Source organism: Leclercia sp. LSNIH1 (genome assembly GCF_002902985.1).
Classification (GTDB): Bacteria; Pseudomonadota; Gammaproteobacteria; order Enterobacterales; family Enterobacteriaceae; genus Enterobacter.
In genome coordinates, this window is record NZ_CP026167.1 from 1,976,123 (window position 1) to 1,994,980 (window position 18,858).

The following is an 18,858-nucleotide window of genomic DNA, read 5'->3' on the forward strand; positions in this document are numbered from 1 at the left end:
GGACGGTTTCCACCTTTTAAGATGGCGTAAATGCAACGATTTGTGTCAATCTTAACGGATCGTTAACGGTGAAGGTGGAAACATGGACGAGCTTTACATCTTTGGCTGTATATTCCTGATTTTTGCGCTGGTGGTTGCGCCCGTGCTTGCGGTTATCGGCTTTAATCGAAGCACGGCGGCGAAACAGGAGATCGCCAGGCTTCGCCAGCGCATTGAGGCACTTGAGCAGCGCGGCGTGGCGGAGAAAGCGCCGGAGCCTGAACAGGCCGCTGCGCCGGTGGTCGTGGCTGAGCCGGTGGTTGATGACGCGCCCGCGCCTGTCGACCCCTGGCGCCCGGATATTCCCGCTGCCGCGGCAGAACCCGCAACCGCTCCGGCTCCTGCGCCCGCGGCAAAACAGCCTTCTGCCTTTGGCGGCATACTGACGTCGCTGGTGCGCTGGTTTATGCAGGGGAACCCGCTGGCGAAGCTTGGCATCCTGCTGCTCTTTCTCGGTCTTTCATTCCTCCTGCGCTATACCGTCGAGCACTCCCTGTTCCCGCTTGAGCTTCGCCTGGCCGCGACGGCGCTGTTTGCCATGGTTCTGCTGGCTCTCGGGTGGCGACTGCGGCACAGACAGCGCGTCTATTCGCTGATCCTCCAGGGAGGGGCGGCAGGCATCCTCTATCTGACCGTCTTTGGCGCCTTCCGGCTCTGGCAGATGTTACCGATGACGCTGGCCTTTGCGCTGCTGGTGGTCATTTGCGCGGCGAGCGTCGGGCTGGCGGTGCTGCAGAGGGCGCTGAGCCTCGCTATGCTGGCGAGTCTCGGTGGATATCTTGCGCCGCTGCTGTTGTCTACCGGAGGCGGCAGCTTTGTGGCGCTCTTCTCTTTCTACCTCCTGCTTTCCATCGGCATTCTCGCTATCAGCATCTGGCAGCACTGGCGCGAGCTGAATCTGCTCGGGCTGCTGTTTACATTCGGCGTGGGCGGCCTTTGGGGACTGAACGACTACCGGCCTGAAGACTATGGGGTCTGCCAGCTGTTCCTGATTGCCAATACGCTGATATTCGGCGTGCTGAGCGTGGCGCTGTCGCTGCGGGCGCAGGAGAAAGGGAAGCAAATTATTGACGGCGTGCTGCTGTTTGCTCCGCCGCTGGTTGGTTTTGGAATGCAGTACGGCATGACTCAGCACTGGACCTACGGCCCGGCGCTCAGCGCGCTGGGGTACGGTGCCTTTTACCTCTCGCTGGCGTTCCTCGCCCTGCGGCGCTATCCCTCCCTCGGACGGCCGCTGGTCATGGCGGCGCTGGCGATCGGCGGCGGGTTTGCCACGCTCGCTATTCCGCTGGCGCTGTCGGCGCGCTGGACGGCGATGGCCTGGGCGCTGGAGGGGCTGGGCATCCTCTGGCTGGGCGTGCAACAGCAGCAGCGACGTATGAGCTATAGTGGGACGGCGCTGCTGGTGCTGGCGCTGGGTAGCGCGCTGTGGGCGCAAACGAACGGTGTGACATCGCTGAGCCTGCTGCTTATCTTCGCCGTCCTCAGCCTTTGCTGGCTGGCTGCGGCCTGGCTGTGGCGGGAAATCGTTCTGCCCGTCAGTTGGGTACTGCTGGCAGGCGGGCTGCTGTTCTGGATAGTGGCGCTGCTGGGGGCGTCACAGCTGATGCTGAAGCAGGAATTATCTGTTCTGGCAGGCGTGCTGGCGCTCTCGGCCGTCTCGGTCTGGGGCTGGCGGCAGGCTGCCGCTCATCTGGCGTGGCCAGAGCTGGATGCCAGCAAATGGCTGCTGTGGCCGCTGATGCTGCTGATGGTGGGGTATCAGCTCTGGCATCAGCAGGTCTTTGCCGCCGGCTGGTCAAACCTGGCCTGGTGCGTTGCGCTTCCTGCCGCGCTGATGCTGCTGCGGCGTGACGGTGAAAGGCTCCTGCCGCGCATCGCGATGGGGCTGCATCTGTCGCTCTTCTGGATGATTTTACTGGCGCTGGCCGCCGAGCTTTACTGGTTTGCCCGGTCGCTGCCGTGGGGAATGGCGGCCTGGGGCAGTGGACTGGCGATGGCAGCAGGTGGCGGTTTGATTATGGCGCTCTCTGCGGCGGTACGGCGTCGCGGGTGGCCGTTCCGGGAATGGCCTGCGCTTTACACCTGCCTGGCGCCGATCCCTGTTGTCGTGGCGCTGCTGGTGTTGTTGGTCGTGACCAATTTCCAGGACGGCGTGGTCTATCGCCAGACCTGGCTACCGCTGGTGAACCCGCTTGAGGAAGGTGCCGCGTTCGCGTTGCTGGGGCTGGTGGTCTTTTATCGCGCGGTGGATCGCTACTACCCCGCGTTGCTTTCGCAGGCCCGCCCGTGGCCTGCCGTCGCGCTTATGGCGTTTGGCTTCTGGTGGCTTAACGGTGCGCTAATGCGCGCGCTGGCCTGGTATGGCGACGTGGCCTGGAATATGGCATCGCTGTGGGATTCCCGGCTTGTCCAGACCTGTTTTGCCCTGTTCTGGATGCTGAGCGCGCTGGTGGTCATGATCCATGCTACCCGTCGGGCTTCCCGGCAGGAGTGGCTCTGCGGCGCTGTGCTGCTGGGTGTCGTGATGGTTAAACTGATGCTGGTAGATAGCGCGGGCGGAGGCGGGCTGTCGCGCGCGGTGGCGTTTATCGGCGTGGCGATCCTGGTACTGATCGTAGGTTATTTCTCACCGCTGCCGCCCAAAACAGGAGATGAAAAATGAAATGGATGAAAGCGGTAGCGTGTAGCGCGCTGCTGGTGCTTTCCGGCCCGGCGTTTTGCGACGGGGTACAAACGGAATCGCCCCGGGACTATGCCTTTGGTCGTTCACTGGATACCTCCGTCCCTTCCCAGTGGTATCGGGTGATGCTGCCGCTTGCCGTCTATGAGCAGAGCACGTCACCCGATCTGCATGATGTCCGCGTCTTTAACCAGTCAGGCGAGCCGGTTCCCTTCAGCCTGGTCACCGCGACGCCTCCCAAGGCGTCAGTGCAATCCACACCACTTCGCTTCTTTCATCTGGACGCCTCGCCGCTTGCACCTGCGCGAGGGGATGAGGATAGCGATAAAATCCTGCTCCGCTCCCGAAACGGCGTAGAGATTGTGCTCGAGGGGCAAAAAGCCGCCGCAGCCGGGCAACATTATCTGCTGACCTTGCCGGAGCAGGCTACGGGCGAGATAAGCCTGTCCCAGTTGCAGCTGCTCTGGAATACCCCTCAGACGTCCTGGCAGGGAACGGCGTCGGTTTATTACAGCGAGGATCTTAAGCAGTGGTATACCCTGCGCGAAGATATGCCCTTGCTGGACGTGGTCAGCGGCCAGGATCGCCTTAAGCTCGACCGGATCGATACCGATATGGTTTTATCTCCCGATGCGAATCGCTATCTCATGGTGGTGCTGAATACGCAGAGCCAGGAGATAACCCTGACCGGCGTAAACGCAATTCGCGCACCTGCGCAGGCGGCCCCGGAAGAGATCGGCCTGGAGGGGGAAGGGGAGCAGTTATCGACAAGTGAAGTCCAGTGGCACTGGTCGCGACCGCAGCCGCTGAGTGCTGTCACTATCTCACTGAATGGCGACGGCGTCCTACCCGTAGAGATAGCGTGGCGGAGTACGGAGAAGGACAAATGGCACCCGCTGAAAAAAGAGATCCTTTACCGTCTGGAAGGGAAAATGTCTCCACCGGTTTCGCTTAACGGGGGCCTGGTGCAGGCGGTAAAAATCACGACGCTGAATGCGCGTTTGCCAGAATACCTGCCGAGCGTCATGGGGCATCGCGACCGCTATGACCTGGTGTTCAACGCGCAGGGGAAAGCGCCGTATGTGCTCGCCTGGGGCAACGGAGCGGCAAAGCCTGCCAGCGTGGAGCCCGACATGCTGATCCCTGTCGACCTGCGTAAAACCTATGATATGGCAAACCTGCCGCAGGCTGACATTCAGGATAATGTCGCGTTAGGCGGCGAGGAGCGTCTGACCGCCACCTCCGCGGCCGAGCGGGAGAGCAGGATGAACACGCTGCTGGTGTGGGGCGTGCTGATTGCGGGCGTGATTTTGCTGGCAGGTATGGCCTGGCGCATCTGGCGGGAGACACAGCGTAAGGCATAAAAAAAGGCCCGCATAAGCGGGCCTTTTTCGTAAACCGTGCCAATTACAGGCTGGATACGTTCTCAGACAGGTATTTAGCAACGCCGTCTGGAGACGCGTTCATACCTTCTTTACCTTTTTCCCACTGAGCCGGGCACACTTCACCGTGCTCTTCGTGGAACTGCAGCGCATCAACCATACGCAGCATTTCGTCGATGTTACGACCCAGCGGCAGATCGTTCACGACCTGGTGACGCACGATGCCGTTCGCGTCGATCAGGAAGGAGCCACGCAGGGCAACGCCCGCGTCCGGATGTTCGATACCGTAAGCCTGCTGAATCTCACGTTTGATGTCCGCAACCATCGCGTATTTCACTGGACCGATGCCGCCGTTGTCGACAGGGGTATTACGCCATGCGTTGTGTACAAACTCAGAGTCGAAGGAGACGCCAACCACTTCTACGCCACGCTTCTGGAACTCTTCGTAACGCTTATCGAACGCGATCAGCTCAGACGGGCAAACGAAGGTGAAGTCCATTGGCCAGAAGAACAGAACGGTGGCTTTACCGTTGGTATGCTGTTTGAAGTTGAAGTTCTCAACGATTTCACCGTTGCCCAGAATTGCTGCAGCTGTAAAATCCGGAGCCGGACGAGTTACCAGAACCATATGATTCTCCTGTAGATACTAAGGTTATTTAGAACGCAACGCGGGCCAGTATAGAGAGTGTTTGTCCTAAAGACAAAGAGGCGTTGACAATCGTTAACCCAGCTTTTACCTATCAATCACATTTATATTAAAGCTGCTTATGTTTCGCCTGTTCCATCATGCGGGGATAAAACTGCCAGAAGCGCTGCTCCAGGGCCTCATAATGGGCATCCAGATCCTGCCAGGAGTCGCGCAGGGCATCGAGACGCGGACGTCGGCTGGCCATGCCGTTGAGCACCCGCTGGATGAAGTCCATTTCGCTATAGCGTTCGAGCCAGCGCTCTGACCACAGGTAATCATTCAGATTAACAAAGCGCGGCGGGGCGTCCGGCAGAATGATCGTCACCTGGGCGTGGGCATAGCGCACGAACGCTGGCAGCGGCATCTCGGGTGAGAGCTGTTCCCAGTGGCGGGAGACAAAGTGATCCCACATCACATCCAGCGTAATGGGCGCCACGCGGCGGGTCTCCGGGCGGAACCACTCCTTTGCCTCTTTGACCTCGGGCAGGTTGTCAGTGAGGACATCAATCCGGCGGTGCATGAAGATGCCTTCCACCACGTCGGCGGGATACGCCTCGGCGGGGTTACCGCGGACGAAGTCGGCCAGCAAGTTGCCGGAAAGGGAGCTGTCAGCGAGATGAGCGAGGTGCAGGTGAGCGAGAAAATTCATGCGATTCGTTATCCGAAGCGAGGCTAGTTGTTGCAGCAAAGAGGTGTGAGCACTAGACTAAGCCGCCTGTTTTTAAGTCACGAGTATATGCCATGCGCGTCGCCGATTTCTCTTTTGATTTACCCGAGTCCCTGATTGCCCACTATCCTGTGCCGGAGCGCAGTAGCTGCCGCTTATTGTCGCTGGATGGGCCGACGGGTGCGCTGACGCACGGAACCTTCACCGATCTGCTCGACAAGCTCAACCCGGGCGACCTGCTGGTGTTCAACAACACCCGCGTGATCCCGGCCCGTCTGTTTGGCCGTAAAGCCAGCGGCGGCAAAATTGAAGTGCTGGTCGAAAGAATGCTCGATGATAAACGTATTCTGGCACATATTCGCGCTTCCAAGGCACCGAAGCCGGGTACGGAGCTGCTGCTGGGGGATGACGAGAGCATCAATGCCACCATGGTGGCGCGCCACGATGCGCTCTTTGAAGTGCAGTTCAACGATGAGCGTCCGGTACTGGATATCCTCAACAGCATCGGCCACATGCCGCTGCCGCCGTACATTGAGCGGCCGGACGAAGAGGCCGACCGCGAGCTCTATCAGACCGTCTATAGCCAGAAGCCTGGCGCAGTCGCGGCACCGACCGCGGGCCTGCACTTTGATGAACCGCTGCTGGAAAAACTGGGCGCAAAAGGCATTGAGATGGCGTTTGTCACGCTGCACGTCGGCGCGGGTACTTTCCAGCCGGTGCGCGTGGACAGTATCGAAGATCACATCATGCACTCCGAATATGCCGAGGTGCCGCAGGAGGTTGTGGACGCGGTGATGGCGGCCAAAGCGCGCGGTAACCGCGTCGTAGCTGTGGGCACCACCTCGGTTCGCTCGCTGGAAAGCGCAGCCCAGGCCGCGAAAGATGCGCTGATCGCCCCTTTCTTCGACGATACCCAAATCTTCATCTATCCGGGTTATCAATATCAGGTGATCGACGCGCTGGTGACCAACTTCCATCTGCCGGAGTCGACCCTGATCATGCTGGTTTCGGCCTTTGCGGGTTATCAAAACACCATGAACGCCTACAAGGCTGCGGTAGAACAAAAATATCGCTTTTTTAGTTACGGTGACGCGATGTTTATCACGTACAATCCGCAGGCTTTGAATGAACGTGTCGGGGAATAAGTCCGCGGCACTGGTTTAACGCGCCGGACTGTTTTTCTGGTGCAGGAGAAAAAATGAAATTTGAACTCGATACTACCGACGGTCGCGCTCGCCGTGGCCGCCTGGTGTTTGATCGCGGCGTAGTAGAAACGCCCGCTTTTATGCCTGTGGGCACTTACGGCACCGTAAAAGGGATGACGCCGGAAGAAGTCGAAGCCACTGGCGCGCAAATTATCCTCGGTAACACCTTCCACCTGTGGCTGCGTCCTGGTCAGGAGATCATGAAGCTGCACGGGGATCTGCATGACTTTATGCAGTGGAAAGGACCGATCCTGACCGACTCCGGCGGTTTCCAGGTCTTCAGCCTGGGTGATATCCGCAAGATCACCGAAGAGGGTGTGCATTTCCGCAACCCGATTAACGGCGACCCGATTTTCCTCGATCCTGAAAAATCAATGGAGATTCAGTACGATCTCGGCTCCGATATCGTGATGATCTTCGACGAATGTACGCCATACCCGGCGGACTGGGACTACGCCAAGCGCTCGATGGAGATGTCGCTGCGTTGGGCGAAGCGCAGCCGCGACCGTTTTGATAGCCTGGGCAATAAAAATGCGCTGTTTGGCATTATTCAGGGCAGCGTTTACGAAGATTTACGCGATATCTCTGTTAAAGGTCTGGTAGAGATAGGTTTTGATGGCTACGCTGTCGGCGGTCTGGCTGTAGGGGAGCCGAAGGAAGATATGCACCGTATTCTGGAGCATGTTTGCCCGCAAATTCCAACAGATAAACCTCGATACCTGATGGGCGTCGGTAAACCAGAAGATCTGGTTGAAGGCGTACGTCGCGGCATTGATATGTTCGACTGCGTTATGCCGACCCGCAACGCCCGTAATGGTCACCTGTTTGTGACCGATGGCGTGGTAAAAATCCGTAATGCGAAGCATAAAAGCGACACCAGCCCACTCGATGCCGAGTGCGATTGCTATACCTGTCGCAATTATTCTCGTGCCTATTTGCATCATCTTGATCGTTGTAATGAAATATTAGGCGCGCGTCTCAACACGATTCATAACCTTCGCTATTACCAGCGCTTAATGGCTGGTTTACGCAAGGCTATTGAAGAGGGTAAATTAGAGAGCTTCGTGACCGATTTTTACCAACGACAGGGTCGGGATGTTCCACCTTTGAACGTTGATTAATTTATTTAATGAGGGAAATTTAATGAGCTTTTTTATTTCTGATGCGGTAGCGGCAACAGGTGCACCGGCGCAGGGCAGCCCGATGTCTCTGATTCTGATGCTGGTGGTGTTCGGTCTGATCTTCTATTTCATGATCCTGCGTCCACAGCAGAAGCGCACCAAAGAGCACAAAAAGCTGATGGACTCCATCGCGAAAGGCGATGAAGTTCTGACTAACGGTGGTCTGGTAGGTCGCGTAAGCAAAGTCGCTGATAACGGCTATATCGTTATCGCACTGAACGATACCACTGAAGTGGTTATCAAACGTGACTTCGTTGCTGCCGTTCTGCCGAAAGGCACCATGAAGGCGCTGTAATTAACTTTTCCCAAAGGGAACTGCCGTGTTAAACCGTTATCCTTTGTGGAAGTACGTCATGCTGGTCGTCGTCATTGTCGTCGGCCTGCTGTATGCGCTTCCCAACCTGTATGGTGAGGATCCGGCTGTTCAAATCACTGGCGCGCGCGGTGTCGCCGCCAGTGAGCAAACGCTGATCCAGGTCCAGAAAACTTTACAAGAAGAAAAAATTACCGCTAAGTCTGTGGCACTGGAAGAGGGCGCAATTCTTGCTCGCTTCGACTCCACCGACACGCAGCTCCGCGCTCGTGAAGCGCTGATGGGCGTGATGGGTGATAAATATGTCGTGGCGTTGAACCTTGCTCCTGCAACTCCGCGTTGGTTAGCTGCTATCAACGCTGAGCCGATGAAACTCGGTCTCGACCTGCGTGGCGGCGTTCACTTCCTGATGGAAGTGGATATGGAAACCGCACTCGGAAAACTTCAGGAACAAAACATTGATAGCCTGCGTAGCGATCTGCGCGATAAAGGCATCCCTTACACCACCGTGCGTAAGGAAGATAAATACGGGATGAGCATCACGTTTCGTGACAGCAACGCCCGCGACCAGGCGATGGATTATCTGACCCAGCGTCACCGCGATCTGGTGCTCTCTTCTCAGGGCAGCAACCAGTTGCGTGCGGTCATGACCGATGAACGTCTGAAAGAAGCGCGTGAATACGCGGTGCAGCAGAACATCAACATCCTGCGTAACCGTGTAAACCAGCTCGGCGTGGCTGAACCGCTGGTACAGCGTCAGGGTGCTGACCGTATCGTGGTTGAACTGCCGGGTATCCAGGATACCGCCCGTGCCAAAGAGATTCTCGGCGCAACCGCGACCCTGGAATTCCGTCTGGTGAACACCAACGTCGATCAGTCTGCTGTCGCATCTGGCCGCGTTCCGGGCGACTCTGAAGTGAAACAGACCCGTGAAGGTCAGCCGGTTGTGATGTACAAGCGTGTGATCCTGACCGGTGACCACATCACTGACTCCACCTCCAGCCAGGATGAGTACAACCAGCCGCAGGTTAACATCTCGCTTGATAGCGCAGGCGGTAACATCATGTCTAACTTCACTAAGGACAATATCGGTAAACCGATGGCGACCCTGTTCGTGGAGTACAAAGACAGCGGTAAAAAAGATGCCAACGGTCGTGCGGTTCTGGTGAAAGAGGAAGAGGTGATTAACATCGCCAATATCCAGTCTCGCCTGGGTAACAGCTTCCGTATCACCGGTATCAACAACCCGAACGAAGCCCGTCAGCTGTCGCTGCTGCTGCGTGCCGGTGCGCTGATTGCGCCAATTCAGATTGTTGAAGAGCGTACCATCGGTCCAACGCTGGGTATGCAGAACATCCAGCAGGGTCTGGAAGCGTGTCTGGCGGGTCTGGCGATCTCCATCATCTTCATGGTCTTCTTCTACAAGAAGTTTGGTCTGATTGCGACCTCTGCGCTGATTGCAAACCTGGTGCTGATTGTCGGCATTATGTCCCTGCTGCCGGGGGCAACGCTGACCATGCCAGGGATTGCAGGTATCGTCTTAACCCTTGCGGTGGCGGTTGACGCCAACGTACTGATAAATGAACGTATCAAAGAAGAGCTGAGTAACGGTCGCTCCATCCAACAGGCGATCGACGAAGGCTACCGGGGCGCGTTCAGCTCCATCTTCGATGCGAACGTAACAACACTGATTAAGGTTCTTATCCTGTATGCAGTGGGTACCGGCGCGATCAAGGGCTTTGCTATCACCACCGGTATTGGTGTGGCGACGTCAATGTTTACCGCTATTGTCGGCACCCGTGCCATCGTGAACCTGCTGTACGGCGGCAAGCGCGTTAAAAAGCTGTCTATCTGAGGAGTGCGTTGTGGCACAGGAATATACTGTTGAACAATTGAACTACGGCCGTAAAGTCTGGGACTTTATGCGCTGGGACTACTGGGCCTTTGGCATTTCGGGTCTGCTGTTGGTTCTGTCTGTCGCCATCATGGGCGTAAAAGGCTTTAACTGGGGGCTCGATTTCACCGGTGGTACGGTGATTGAAATCACCCTGGAAAAACCGGTCGATATGGACCAGATGCGCGAGTCGCTGCAGAAGGCGGGCTTTGAAGAGCCGCTGCTGCAGAACTTCGGCAGCAGCCGTGACATCATGGTGCGCATGCCGCCAGTGAAGGATGCCAACGGCAGCCAGGAGCTGGGCAGCAAAGTCGTACAGGTGATTAACGAATCGACCAGCCAGAATGCGACGGTAAAACGTATTGAATTCGTTGGCCCAAGCGTAGGCGCGGATCTGGCTCAGACCGGTGCGATGGCGCTGCTGGTGGCGCTGCTCTGTATCCTGACGTATGTCGGTTTCCGCTTCGAATGGCGTCTGGCTGCCGGGGTGGTTATCGCCCTGGCGCACGACGTGGTGATCACCATGGGCGTTCTGTCGCTGTTCCATATCGAGATTGACCTGACCATTGTGGCCTCGTTGATGTCGGTTATTGGCTACTCGCTGAACGACAGTATCGTGGTATCGGACCGTATCCGTGAAAACTTCCGTAAGATCCGTCGCGGTACGCCGTACGAAATCTTTAACGTGTCGTTGACCCAGACGCTGCACCGTACCTTGATCACCTCCGGGACCACCCTGATGGTGATCCTGATGCTCTATCTCTTCGGCGGTCCGATTCTGGAAGGCTTCTCGCTGACCATGCTGATCGGTGTCTCCATTGGTACAGCATCTTCTATCTACGTGGCGTCCGCGCTGGCGCTGAAGCTGGGTATGAAGCGCGAGCACCTGCTCCAGCAGAAGGTTGAGAAAGAAGGGGCGGATCAGCCATCTATTCTGCCGTAAGGCCACGTTTATCGTGTTATCAAAATCCCGGTCTGTTGACCGGGATTTTTTTTTGCCTGTTCCTGACAAACACTCCTGACAGTATGCTGTCAGGAGACCTGTCGTAGACTCCTTCTGAACCCAAACAAGAGTCAGGAGGATGTATGAAAAGTGTGATTAACTGGTTTGAAATTCCGGTCGCAGATATGGATCGCGCCATCAAATTTTATGAGCCGGTAATGCAGGTTTCACTGAGGCGCGAGAAAATGGACTGCGCCGAGCTGGCGGTATTCCCGCATGAGGACCCGGCTACCGGTGGCGCGCTGGCAAAATTTGAGGGGATTATTCCCTCGGTGCAGGGAGCCATTATCTATCTGCATACTGACAATCTGACGGCCACGCTTGACCGCGTTGCCTCTGCCGGTGGCGAGTGCGTATTTGGCCCGCTGGCGTTGCCGCGCGGTATTGGTACTATTGCGTTATTTACCGACAGCGAAGGTAATCGCGTCGGCCTTCATCAACCTGCCTGAGAGCGTAAGAGAAAATGACCCGACGCGCTGACCGTTTGTTTCAGATTGTGCAGATCCTGCGGGGAAGACGTCTGACAACGGCAGCGCATCTGGCGGAAAGAGTGGGCGTCTCTGAACGCACGGTCTACCGTGATATCCGCGACCTGTCGCTTTCCGGCGTGCCGGTGGAAGGCGAAGCGGGGAGCGGTTACCGGCTGATGTCGGGTTTTGACCTGCCACCGCTGATGCTCACCAACAAGGAGTCGGAGGCGCTGATGGTGGCGATCCGCCTGCTCAAAACCTGGGGCGGGGAGTCGCTGTCGCGCGAACTGGAGTCGGCCCATGAGAAAGTGCTGGCGATCCTGCCGGAAGAGAGCCGTCGCAAGGCAGAGCAGACGCGGATCTACGCCCCGGATATTGCCATGCAGCACCACTCCCGCAGCGGGTTTGATCTTATTCATCAGGCGATATCCAGCCAGCGGGTGCTGGCGCTGCATTATCGTGATGAAGCCGGGCAGCTCTCTTCTCGCGAAGTGCAGCCGCTGGGGTTGTTCTTCTGGGGAGAGCACTGGTTGCTGGCGGCGTGGTGCGAGCGACGTGATGACTATCGTTGCTTCCGGCTCGACAGGTGTCTGAATATCACCATGACGGAGAGACGCTTTAGCGAAAGCGCGAACAGGTCGCTGGCCGATTTTTTACGGAAGGTGAAGCAATAAAAAAGCCAGCTTTTAAGCAGGCTTTTTTGCCGGGTGGCGGCTGCGCCTTACCCGGCCTACGGTTTGTGCCGTTAACATGTTTTGTAGGCCGGGTAAGCGAAGCGCCACCCGGCACAAATCATCTTAGAAATTGTAACCCACAACCAGGTAACCACCCCAGCCGGTAGAACGAACGCTGAAGTCACCGTCGCCGAAGTTCAGGCTTGCGTCGTCGTTCCACTGACCACCGTTGTGCCAGTAACGGGCAACAACAGAGTAGTGCCAGTGATCGTAGTTCAGCGCCAGGATGTGGCTGGAGGCGATAGAGTCGTTGGTGCGCGCCTTCTTCCCGTTCAGGTCACGGAAATCGTTGTCGCCCAGATCAGAACCCCAGTCAAAGTTGGTGAAGCCGATATAGCTCAGGTTACCGCCCCACAGCTGGGTGATTGGCACGAAGTATTTCACTTTGAAACGGTAGCCATCCCACTCGTTTTCGTTCGCTGCGCCGTAGTTCTGCCACTGATATTTGGCATAGACGTTCATGGAGAGGCTCATGGGCAGACCGGTGTCGATGTCAGTACCCAGACCCATGTACCAGGTGCTCTGACGGCCAGACTTGTTGCGACCCATGTCGTAGATGTAGTTGTTCGCGAAGTACCACTCTTTGAACGGACCAAACGCCAGGCTGGTGCCGGTCAGCTTGTCGATGGAGAAGCGCGGTTCGATCTCCATGAACAGTGGGGAACCGTGGTTCCAGATACCTTTTGCATCCGTGTTACCACCGAAGAATACCGGCGCATCCATGTAACCATAGAAATCAAACCACTCTTTCTTGGCAAACGCTTCGTATTCCAGGTAAGTATCGTTGCGGATCTGCGGTCCAAAACGGGTGTGATAGCTGCCGACGACGTTAACGCTCTGGTGCCACCAGTCGGAGACGTACTCTGGTTTATCGTTTTCCGCTGCCTGCACAGAGAACGTAGAAGAGAGCGCCAGGAGTGCACCGGCTGCGAGTAATGTTTTTTTCATAATAATGCCACTGATTTGAAATCCCTTGCGGGCGTGAAAAAGGCGCGAATTGCGTTTCTAAATATTTCGTGTTTCTGGGGGCCTATTATAGGAATCCTTGCTCACAAAAATATGTGTTGTTTCACAGATCTCTCACATACGTAATCGATTGCGTTCACGTTTGCGTATTTTTAACGGAGCGGATTGTAATAGCAAACATTTCTGTTGCCAATGTTTGTAACCAAAGAAGGGAGCGGAACGTGAACACGTTCCGCAGGGGGATTATTGCGCGACGGGCTGAATATCGTGGATGCGGATAAAGCCGAGCTGATCGGGCGTCATGCCGTTTAGCTGCAGCGGGATGTCAACATCGCTGGGTGCCAGCACACTGGCCGGAGCATTAATGAGCTGGGTCTGAACGTTCAGCTCCTGGAAGCTGTCGGTCGTGCCCTGAATCTGGCCCCACTCTACGGTGGCGCTAAATGCCGGCAGCGGATCGTTGGATTCGCCCTGGATGCGCAGCGTGGCCCGGGTGCCATCGGCATTAGGCGCAACATTCATCAGCGACATACGCAGCGTGCCGATCTGGCTGTTCAGCCGGGCAGGGGTGTTTGACCCTGGCAGCAGATAGACGCCGCTGGTCGATTTGGCGTTCAGCGCATTCTGCTGGGTGATTTTGACGGTTTCCTGGTTCAGCTTGTTCATGGTTGTGTTCAGCGAACTGATGCTCTGGTTCATCTGACGAACTTCGCTTTGCTGCGCGCAGGCGCTAAGGCTAAAGAGGCTTCCCACCAGCAGGATCCTCAGGTAACGTCTTGTCATGGCAATTATTTCCCTGAAATATCGGATTCTGCTAAGGGTAGTCAACGACGCAGGCGTTCGTATAGATCCTTTATCTCAAAAACGCTCCTTCTTTGTTGTGGAGCCAGTTCGGGGTAAAATAGAGTTCAGTTAACCCGATAGTCAGGACACCGTATGCATTGCCCATTCTGTCTCGCCGTGGATACCAAAGTAATCGACTCCCGACTCGTGGGAGAGGGCTCGTCCGTGCGCCGCCGGCGGCAGTGCCTGGTGTGTAACGAACGTTTCACGACTTTTGAAGTGGCTGAGCTGGTGATGCCGCGTGTGGTGAAAAGTAACGACATCCGCGAACCGTTCAACGAAGAAAAACTGCGCAGCGGGATGCTCAAGGCACTGGAAAAACGGCCAGTGAGCGCAGACGACGTTGAAATGGCGCTTAATCACATCAAAACCCAGCTGCGCGCCACCGGCGAACGCGAAGTGCCAAGTAAAATGATCGGTAACCTGGTGATGGAGCAGCTCAAAAAGCTCGATAAAGTTGCCTATATCCGCTTTGCTTCCGTGTATCGCAGTTTCGAAGATATCAAAGAGTTCGGCGAAGAGATCGCCCGCCTACAGGATTAAGCCCATGCTGGATGAGATTTACATGGCGCGAGCGCTCAAGCTGGCGCAACGCGGGCGTTTTACCACCCATCCCAATCCAAATGTCGGCTGCGTCATTGTGAAGGATGGCGAGATCGTCGGGGAGGGTTTTCACTACCGTGCCGGGGAGCCCCATGCCGAAGTGCATGCCCTGCGCATGGCCGGCGAGAAGGCGCGGGGCGCAACCGCCTACGTCACGCTGGAGCCTTGTAGCCATCATGGCCGAACCCCGCCCTGCTGCGATGCCCTGATTGCCGCTGGCGTTTCACGGGTTGTGGCGGCGATGCAGGACCCTAATCCGCAGGTAGCCGGGCGCGGTCTGTACCGCCTTCAGGAGGCTGGGATTGAGGTCAGTCACGGCCTGATGATGAGTGAAGCCGAACGCCTGAATAAAGGTTTTCTCAAGCGGATGCGGACCGGTTTCCCTTACGTGCAGTTGAAACTTGGCGCGTCGCTGGATGGCCGCACGGCAATGGGCAGCGGTGAAAGCCAGTGGATCACCTCCCCACAGGCAAGGCGCGATGTGCAACGTCTGCGCGCGCAAAGCCATGCTATTTTCACCACGCATGCCACCGTGCTGGCCGACGATCCTGCGCTGACCGTGCGCTGGGATGAGCTAAACGCGGATACTCAGGCACTCTACCCGCAAGAGAATTTACGCCAGCCGCTGCGGATTGTGGTCGACCGGCAGAATCTTGTTACCCCTGAGCACCGCATTGTGCAGCAGCCAGGCGAGACCTGGTTTGCCCGCACCCAGGAAGATGACCGCAGCTGGCCGGAAGGCGTGCGCACCATTCTGGTGCCGGAGCATAAAGGACATCTCGATTTAGTGGTGCTGATGATGCTGTTGGGCAAACAGCAGATCAACAGCATCTGGGTCGAAGCTGGCCCGACGCTCGCCGGGGCGCTGTTGCAGGCGGGGCTGGTGGATGAGCTGATCGTCTATCTTGCGCCTAAACTGTTAGGCAACGACGCGCGCGGCCTGTGCGCCTTGCCAGGGCTGGAAAAACTGGCGGATGCACCGGCATTTAGCTTCAGCGAAATACGTCCGGTTGGGCCGGATGTCTGTCTTCACCTGACCATCGCGTAAGGCTTGCCTAAATAGGGAAGCAGTGCGCAAAATATTATGATAAAATCCGCCCCCCTGCGGGGCCACCAAATGAACCCGTTAAGGAAGAGTATGAACATTATTGAAGCAGCCGTTGCTACCCCGGACGCTCGCGTCGCCATCACCATTGCGCGTTTCAACAACTTCATCAATGACAGCCTGCTGGATGGCGCGATTGACGCCCTGAAACGTATCGGCCAGGTGAAAGACGAAAACATTACCGTTGTCTGGGTTCCGGGTGCTTACGAACTGCCACTGGCAGCGGGCGCACTGGCGAAAACCGGCAAATACGATGCGGTAATCGCACTGGGTACGGTGATTCGTGGCGGTACCGCGCACTTTGAATATGTTGCGGGTGGCGCAAGCAACGGTCTGGCGCACGTGGCGCAGGATGCAGAAATTCCTGTCGCGTTCGGCGTACTCACCACTGAAAGTATTGAACAAGCCATCGAACGTGCTGGCACCAAAGCCGGTAACAAAGGTGCAGAAGCTGCACTGACCGCGCTTGAAATGATCAATGTATTGAAAGCCATCAAGGCCTGATTTTTTTGTAAGGGGAATTCCGTGAAACCTGCTGCTCGTCGCCGCGCCCGTGAATGTGCCGTTCAGGCACTTTACTCCTGGCAGTTGTCCCAGAACGACATCGCTGATGTTGAATACCAGTTCCTGGCGGAACAAGACGTCAAAGACGTTGACGTCGTGTACTTCCGTGAACTGCTGTCGGGAGTGGCGACTAATAGCGCGTATCTCGACGGTCTGATGAAGCCGTACCTCTCCCGTCTGCTCGAAGAGCTGGGTCAGGTTGAAAAAGCGGTGCTGCGTATCGCACTGTTTGAGTTGTCTAAACGTGACGATGTGCCTTACAAAGTGGCCATCAACGAAGCGATCGAACTGGCGAAAACCTTCGGTGCTGAAGACAGCCACAAATTTGTGAATGGCGTGCTGGACAAAGCTGCACCTGCGATCCGTCCCCGTAAAAAGTGATCCGCAAGCCGGAGTGTCGTACTGCCTTTGGGTGGTGCGGGCTCCGGTTTTTTTATTTTCTTTGCTGAGGCATAACGTATGGCATGCGGCGAATTTTCCCTGATTGCCCGTTATTTTGACCGAGTCAGAAGCTCGCGTCGCGATGTGGAAACCGGCATCGGCGACGACTGTGCACTTCTCAATATTCCCGAAAAACAGACGCTGGCGATCAGCACCGACACCCTGGTGTGCGGTAACCATTTCCTGCCGGATATTGATCCTGCCGATCTGGCGTACAAAGCGCTGGCGGTAAACGTGAGCGATCTGGCGGCAATGGGGGCCGATCCCGCGTGGTTAACCCTGGCGCTGACCCTGCCAGAGGTCGATGAAAGCTGGCTCGAGGCCTTCAGCGATGCGCTGTTTGAGCAGCTTAACTACTACGATATGCAGCTGATCGGCGGCGACACGACTGCCGGGCCGCTGTCGATGACTCTGGCGATCCACGGTTACGTACCAGCAGGCCGCGCGCTGAAACGCGCTGGCGCGAAGCCGGGCGACTGGATTTATGTCACCGGTACGCCGGGTGACAGCGCGGCCGGGCTGGCGATTTTGCAGAAGCGCCTGATGGTGGAAAACGCCGATGACGCGGCCTATTTCGTGCAGCGCCATCTGCGCCCGACGCCGCGTATTCTGCACGGTCAGGCGCTGCGCGATCGCGCCAGTTCAGCTATCGATCTCTCCGATGGCCTGATCTCCGATCTCGGCCACATTCTGAAAGCCAGCGGCGTGGGCGCGCGGATCGACCTCGATCACTTCCCGCTCTCTGAGGCGATGCGCAGGCATGTGGAGCCAGAGCAGGCGCTGCGTTGGGCGCTCTCCGGCGGGGAAGATTACGAGCTGTGCTTTACCGTACCCGAGCTGAACCGCGGCACGCTGGATGTGGCGTTAGCCAATCTGGGGGCAGGGTTTACCTGTATCGGCCAGATTATGCCGGAGAGCGAAGGGCTGCAATTTGTGCAGAACGGCGAGCCGGTGACGCTCGACTGGAAAGGTTACGACCACTTCGCATAGTTCTGTGCGGCTTGTATTGCCGGGTGGCGCTGCGCTTACCCGGCCTACAAATGCGTTCACATCTATTTAAACCCCACCACCGGATGCTCCTTGTACGGCGTCTCCAGCTCGGCAATCTGCTCCGGCGTCAGAGTGATGTCCACGGCGTTGATCAGCTCATCCAGCTGCTCTTCCCGCGAGGCACCGATAATCGGTGCGGCTACGCCCCGTTTGCTCAGCACCCATGCCAGCGCCACCTGAGCGCGCGTCACGCCAAGATCCTCGGCAACGCCCGTTAAGCGCTCGGCGATTTGCGCGTTGTTGGCCTCGGTTTCGTCATACAGCGTTTTGCCAAACTCGTCGGACACCGAGCGGGCAGTGGTTTCGCCCCACGGACGGGTTAAACGCCCGCGCGCCAGCGGACTCCACGGGATCACCGCCACGCCATGCTGGTAGCAGAGGGGCAGCATCTCCCGCTCCTCTTCGCGGTAGATAAGATTGTAGTGATCCTGCATGGTGACGAACGGTGCCCAGCCGTGCTGTTCCTGTAATGCCAGCGCCTCGGCAAACTGCGCGGCATGCATCGACGACGCGCCGATATAGCGCGCCTTACCTGCTCTGACCACGTCATTCAGCGCTTCCAGCGTCTCTTCAATCGGGGTGTTGTAATCCCAGCGGTGGATCTGCAGGAGATCGACATACTCCATATTCAGGCGGCGCAGGCTGTCATCAATGGAGCGCAGGATCTGCGCCCGGGAGAGGCCTTCCGGCAGATCGCCTACCTGATGGTAAACCTTGGTGGCGACCACTACCTCCTCGCGGCGGGCAAAATCGCGCAGCGCCCGGCCAACAATCTCTTCGCTGCTGCCGTCGGAGTAGCTGTTGGCGGTATCAAAGAAGTTAATGCCGCCTTCGAGGGCGTGTTTGATGATCGGACGGCTGCTCTCTTCCGGCAGCGTCCAGGCGTGTTTACCCCGGTCCGGTTCGCCAAAGGTCATGCAGCCCAGGCAAAGACGGGAAACCTTAAGATCCGTTTTTCCTAATGTATTGTATTGCATGGTTCCACTCCTGCTGTTTGCTTAAAACGTACCGTTAAGCATAGCAGGAG

Annotated in this window: 19 protein-coding genes; 14 read left to right on the top strand and 5 right to left on the bottom strand. The window is 57.0% G+C overall.

Going from position 1 to position 18,858, the window contains the following annotated elements:
* The first annotated feature begins 82 nt into the window (after nucleotides 1-82).
* Both C2U54_RS09785 and C2U54_RS09790 read left to right on the top strand, forming a co-directional pair.
* A complete protein-coding gene (locus C2U54_RS09785) occupies nucleotides 83-2,704 on the top strand; it encodes a DUF2339 domain-containing protein (RefSeq protein ID WP_103178450.1) in 2,622 nt (873 codons plus the stop codon).
* Complete coding sequence (locus tag C2U54_RS09790; RefSeq protein ID WP_103178451.1) at nucleotides 2,701-4,086, top strand: DUF3999 family protein; 1,386 nt, start codon at nucleotides 2,701-2,703, stop codon at nucleotides 4,084-4,086. Before C2U54_RS09785 ends, C2U54_RS09790 begins: the two co-directional genes overlap by 4 nt.
* A gap of 43 nt (nucleotides 4,087-4,129) precedes the next feature.
* Here C2U54_RS09790 and C2U54_RS09795 read toward each other — a convergent pair whose 3' ends face one another.
* Nucleotides 4,130-4,732, bottom strand: coding sequence for a peroxiredoxin (locus tag C2U54_RS09795; RefSeq protein ID WP_103178452.1), 603 nt, complete (start codon nucleotides 4,730-4,732; stop codon nucleotides 4,130-4,132).
* Between the two features lie 127 nt (nucleotides 4,733-4,859).
* Nucleotides 4,860-5,441, bottom strand: coding sequence for an ACP phosphodiesterase (gene acpH, locus C2U54_RS09800; protein WP_103178453.1), 582 nt, complete (start codon nucleotides 5,439-5,441; stop codon nucleotides 4,860-4,862).
* A gap of 92 nt (nucleotides 5,442-5,533) precedes the next feature.
* Here acpH and queA point away from each other — a divergent pair, with 92 nt between their 5' ends.
* From queA to C2U54_RS09835, 7 genes are all read left to right on the top strand, one after another.
* Nucleotides 5,534-6,604: a tRNA preQ1(34) S-adenosylmethionine ribosyltransferase-isomerase QueA gene (queA, locus tag C2U54_RS09805; RefSeq protein ID WP_103178454.1), complete on the top strand. Its 1,071-nt coding sequence runs from the start codon at nucleotides 5,534-5,536 to the stop codon at nucleotides 6,602-6,604.
* Between the two features lie 53 nt (nucleotides 6,605-6,657).
* The gene (gene tgt, locus C2U54_RS09810) at nucleotides 6,658-7,785 is read left to right on the top strand and encodes a tRNA guanosine(34) transglycosylase Tgt (protein WP_103178455.1); all 1,128 of its coding nucleotides are present in this window, start codon (nucleotides 6,658-6,660) and stop codon (nucleotides 7,783-7,785) included.
* A gap of 22 nt (nucleotides 7,786-7,807) precedes the next feature.
* A complete protein-coding gene (gene yajC, locus C2U54_RS09815; RefSeq protein WP_032616800.1) occupies nucleotides 7,808-8,140 on the top strand; it encodes a preprotein translocase subunit YajC in 333 nt (110 codons plus the stop codon).
* 25 nt (nucleotides 8,141-8,165) lie between these two features.
* On the top strand, nucleotides 8,166-10,013 hold the full coding sequence (gene secD / locus C2U54_RS09820) for a protein translocase subunit SecD (protein WP_103178456.1): 1,848 nt from the start codon (nucleotides 8,166-8,168) through the stop codon (nucleotides 10,011-10,013).
* A gap of 10 nt (nucleotides 10,014-10,023) precedes the next feature.
* Nucleotides 10,024-10,995 (top strand): protein translocase subunit SecF, encoded by a 972-nt coding sequence (gene secF / locus C2U54_RS09825; protein WP_103178457.1) that lies wholly within the window; start codon nucleotides 10,024-10,026, stop codon nucleotides 10,993-10,995.
* A 143-nt stretch (nucleotides 10,996-11,138) separates the two neighbouring features.
* Nucleotides 11,139-11,504, top strand: coding sequence for a VOC family protein (locus C2U54_RS09830; protein WP_103178458.1), 366 nt, complete (start codon nucleotides 11,139-11,141; stop codon nucleotides 11,502-11,504).
* Nucleotides 11,505-11,518: 14 nt separating this feature from the next.
* On the top strand, nucleotides 11,519-12,199 hold the full coding sequence (locus C2U54_RS09835; protein WP_103178459.1) for a helix-turn-helix transcriptional regulator: 681 nt from the start codon (nucleotides 11,519-11,521) through the stop codon (nucleotides 12,197-12,199).
* 123 nt (nucleotides 12,200-12,322) lie between these two features.
* On the opposite strand, the gene C2U54_RS09840 is transcribed toward C2U54_RS09835, so the two are convergent.
* On the bottom strand, nucleotides 12,323-13,207 hold the full coding sequence (locus C2U54_RS09840; RefSeq protein WP_103178460.1) for a nucleoside-specific channel-forming protein Tsx: 885 nt from the start codon (nucleotides 13,205-13,207) through the stop codon (nucleotides 12,323-12,325).
* Between the two features lie 261 nt (nucleotides 13,208-13,468).
* Complete coding sequence (locus C2U54_RS09845) at nucleotides 13,469-14,008, bottom strand: DUF3251 domain-containing protein (RefSeq protein WP_103178461.1); 540 nt, start codon at nucleotides 14,006-14,008, stop codon at nucleotides 13,469-13,471.
* 153 nt (nucleotides 14,009-14,161) lie between these two features.
* Here C2U54_RS09845 and nrdR point away from each other — a divergent pair, with 153 nt between their 5' ends.
* The 5 genes from nrdR to thiL all read left to right on the top strand — a co-directional run bounded on the left by nrdR (nucleotide 14,162) and on the right by thiL (nucleotide 17,771).
* Nucleotides 14,162-14,611 carry a transcriptional regulator NrdR gene (gene nrdR, locus C2U54_RS09850; protein WP_103178462.1) on the top strand — a complete coding sequence of 150 codons (450 nt, stop codon included), beginning with the start codon at nucleotides 14,162-14,164 and terminating at the stop codon, nucleotides 14,609-14,611.
* Between the two features lie 4 nt (nucleotides 14,612-14,615).
* Entirely contained in the window at nucleotides 14,616-15,719 is a 1,104-nt protein-coding gene (gene ribD / locus C2U54_RS09855; protein WP_103178463.1) for a bifunctional diaminohydroxyphosphoribosylaminopyrimidine deaminase/5-amino-6-(5-phosphoribosylamino)uracil reductase RibD, read from the top strand.
* A gap of 90 nt (nucleotides 15,720-15,809) precedes the next feature.
* Nucleotides 15,810-16,280 carry a 6,7-dimethyl-8-ribityllumazine synthase gene (gene ribH, locus C2U54_RS09860; protein ID WP_039032362.1) on the top strand — a complete coding sequence of 157 codons (471 nt, stop codon included), beginning with the start codon at nucleotides 15,810-15,812 and terminating at the stop codon, nucleotides 16,278-16,280.
* Between the two features lie 21 nt (nucleotides 16,281-16,301).
* Nucleotides 16,302-16,721 carry a transcription antitermination factor NusB gene (gene nusB / locus C2U54_RS09865; RefSeq protein WP_032616814.1) on the top strand — a complete coding sequence of 140 codons (420 nt, stop codon included), beginning with the start codon at nucleotides 16,302-16,304 and terminating at the stop codon, nucleotides 16,719-16,721.
* 78 nt (nucleotides 16,722-16,799) lie between these two features.
* A complete protein-coding gene (gene thiL / locus C2U54_RS09870; protein ID WP_103178464.1) occupies nucleotides 16,800-17,771 on the top strand; it encodes a thiamine-phosphate kinase in 972 nt (323 codons plus the stop codon).
* Between the two features lie 62 nt (nucleotides 17,772-17,833).
* On the opposite strand, the gene C2U54_RS09875 is transcribed toward thiL, so the two are convergent.
* Nucleotides 17,834-18,808 (bottom strand): aldo/keto reductase, encoded by a 975-nt coding sequence (locus tag C2U54_RS09875; RefSeq protein ID WP_103178465.1) that lies wholly within the window; start codon nucleotides 18,806-18,808, stop codon nucleotides 17,834-17,836.
* Between the last annotated feature and the right edge of the window lie 50 nt (nucleotides 18,809-18,858).

Bases quoted from the DNA above. Each gene is read 5' to 3' on its own strand.
- nrdR (WP_103178462.1), top strand. From the start codon at position 14,162: ATGCATTGCCCATTCTGTCTCGCCGTGGATACCAAAGTAATCGACTCC.
- yajC (WP_032616800.1), top strand. From the start codon at position 7,808: ATGAGCTTTTTTATTTCTGATGCGGTAGCGGCAACAGGTGCACCGGCG.
- C2U54_RS09795 (WP_103178452.1), bottom strand. From the start codon at position 4,732: ATGGTTCTGGTAACTCGTCCGGCTCCGGATTTTACAGCTGCAGCAATT.
- C2U54_RS09830 (WP_103178458.1), top strand. From the start codon at position 11,139: ATGAAAAGTGTGATTAACTGGTTTGAAATTCCGGTCGCAGATATGGAT.
- tgt (WP_103178455.1), top strand. From the start codon at position 6,658: ATGAAATTTGAACTCGATACTACCGACGGTCGCGCTCGCCGTGGCCGC.
- C2U54_RS09875 (WP_103178465.1), bottom strand. From the start codon at position 18,808: ATGCAATACAATACATTAGGAAAAACGGATCTTAAGGTTTCCCGTCTT.
- C2U54_RS09840 (WP_103178460.1), bottom strand. From the start codon at position 13,207: ATGAAAAAAACATTACTCGCAGCCGGTGCACTCCTGGCGCTCTCTTCT.
- C2U54_RS09785 (WP_103178450.1), top strand. From the start codon at position 83: ATGGACGAGCTTTACATCTTTGGCTGTATATTCCTGATTTTTGCGCTG.
- C2U54_RS09835 (WP_103178459.1), top strand. From the start codon at position 11,519: ATGACCCGACGCGCTGACCGTTTGTTTCAGATTGTGCAGATCCTGCGG.
- thiL (WP_103178464.1), top strand. From the start codon at position 16,800: ATGGCATGCGGCGAATTTTCCCTGATTGCCCGTTATTTTGACCGAGTC.
- ribH (WP_039032362.1), top strand. From the start codon at position 15,810: ATGAACATTATTGAAGCAGCCGTTGCTACCCCGGACGCTCGCGTCGCC.
- C2U54_RS09790 (WP_103178451.1), top strand. From the start codon at position 2,701: ATGAAATGGATGAAAGCGGTAGCGTGTAGCGCGCTGCTGGTGCTTTCC.
- acpH (WP_103178453.1), bottom strand. From the start codon at position 5,441: ATGAATTTTCTCGCTCACCTGCACCTCGCTCATCTCGCTGACAGCTCC.
- C2U54_RS09845 (WP_103178461.1), bottom strand. From the start codon at position 14,008: ATGACAAGACGTTACCTGAGGATCCTGCTGGTGGGAAGCCTCTTTAGC.
- queA (WP_103178454.1), top strand. From the start codon at position 5,534: ATGCGCGTCGCCGATTTCTCTTTTGATTTACCCGAGTCCCTGATTGCC.
- ribD (WP_103178463.1), top strand. From the start codon at position 14,616: ATGCTGGATGAGATTTACATGGCGCGAGCGCTCAAGCTGGCGCAACGC.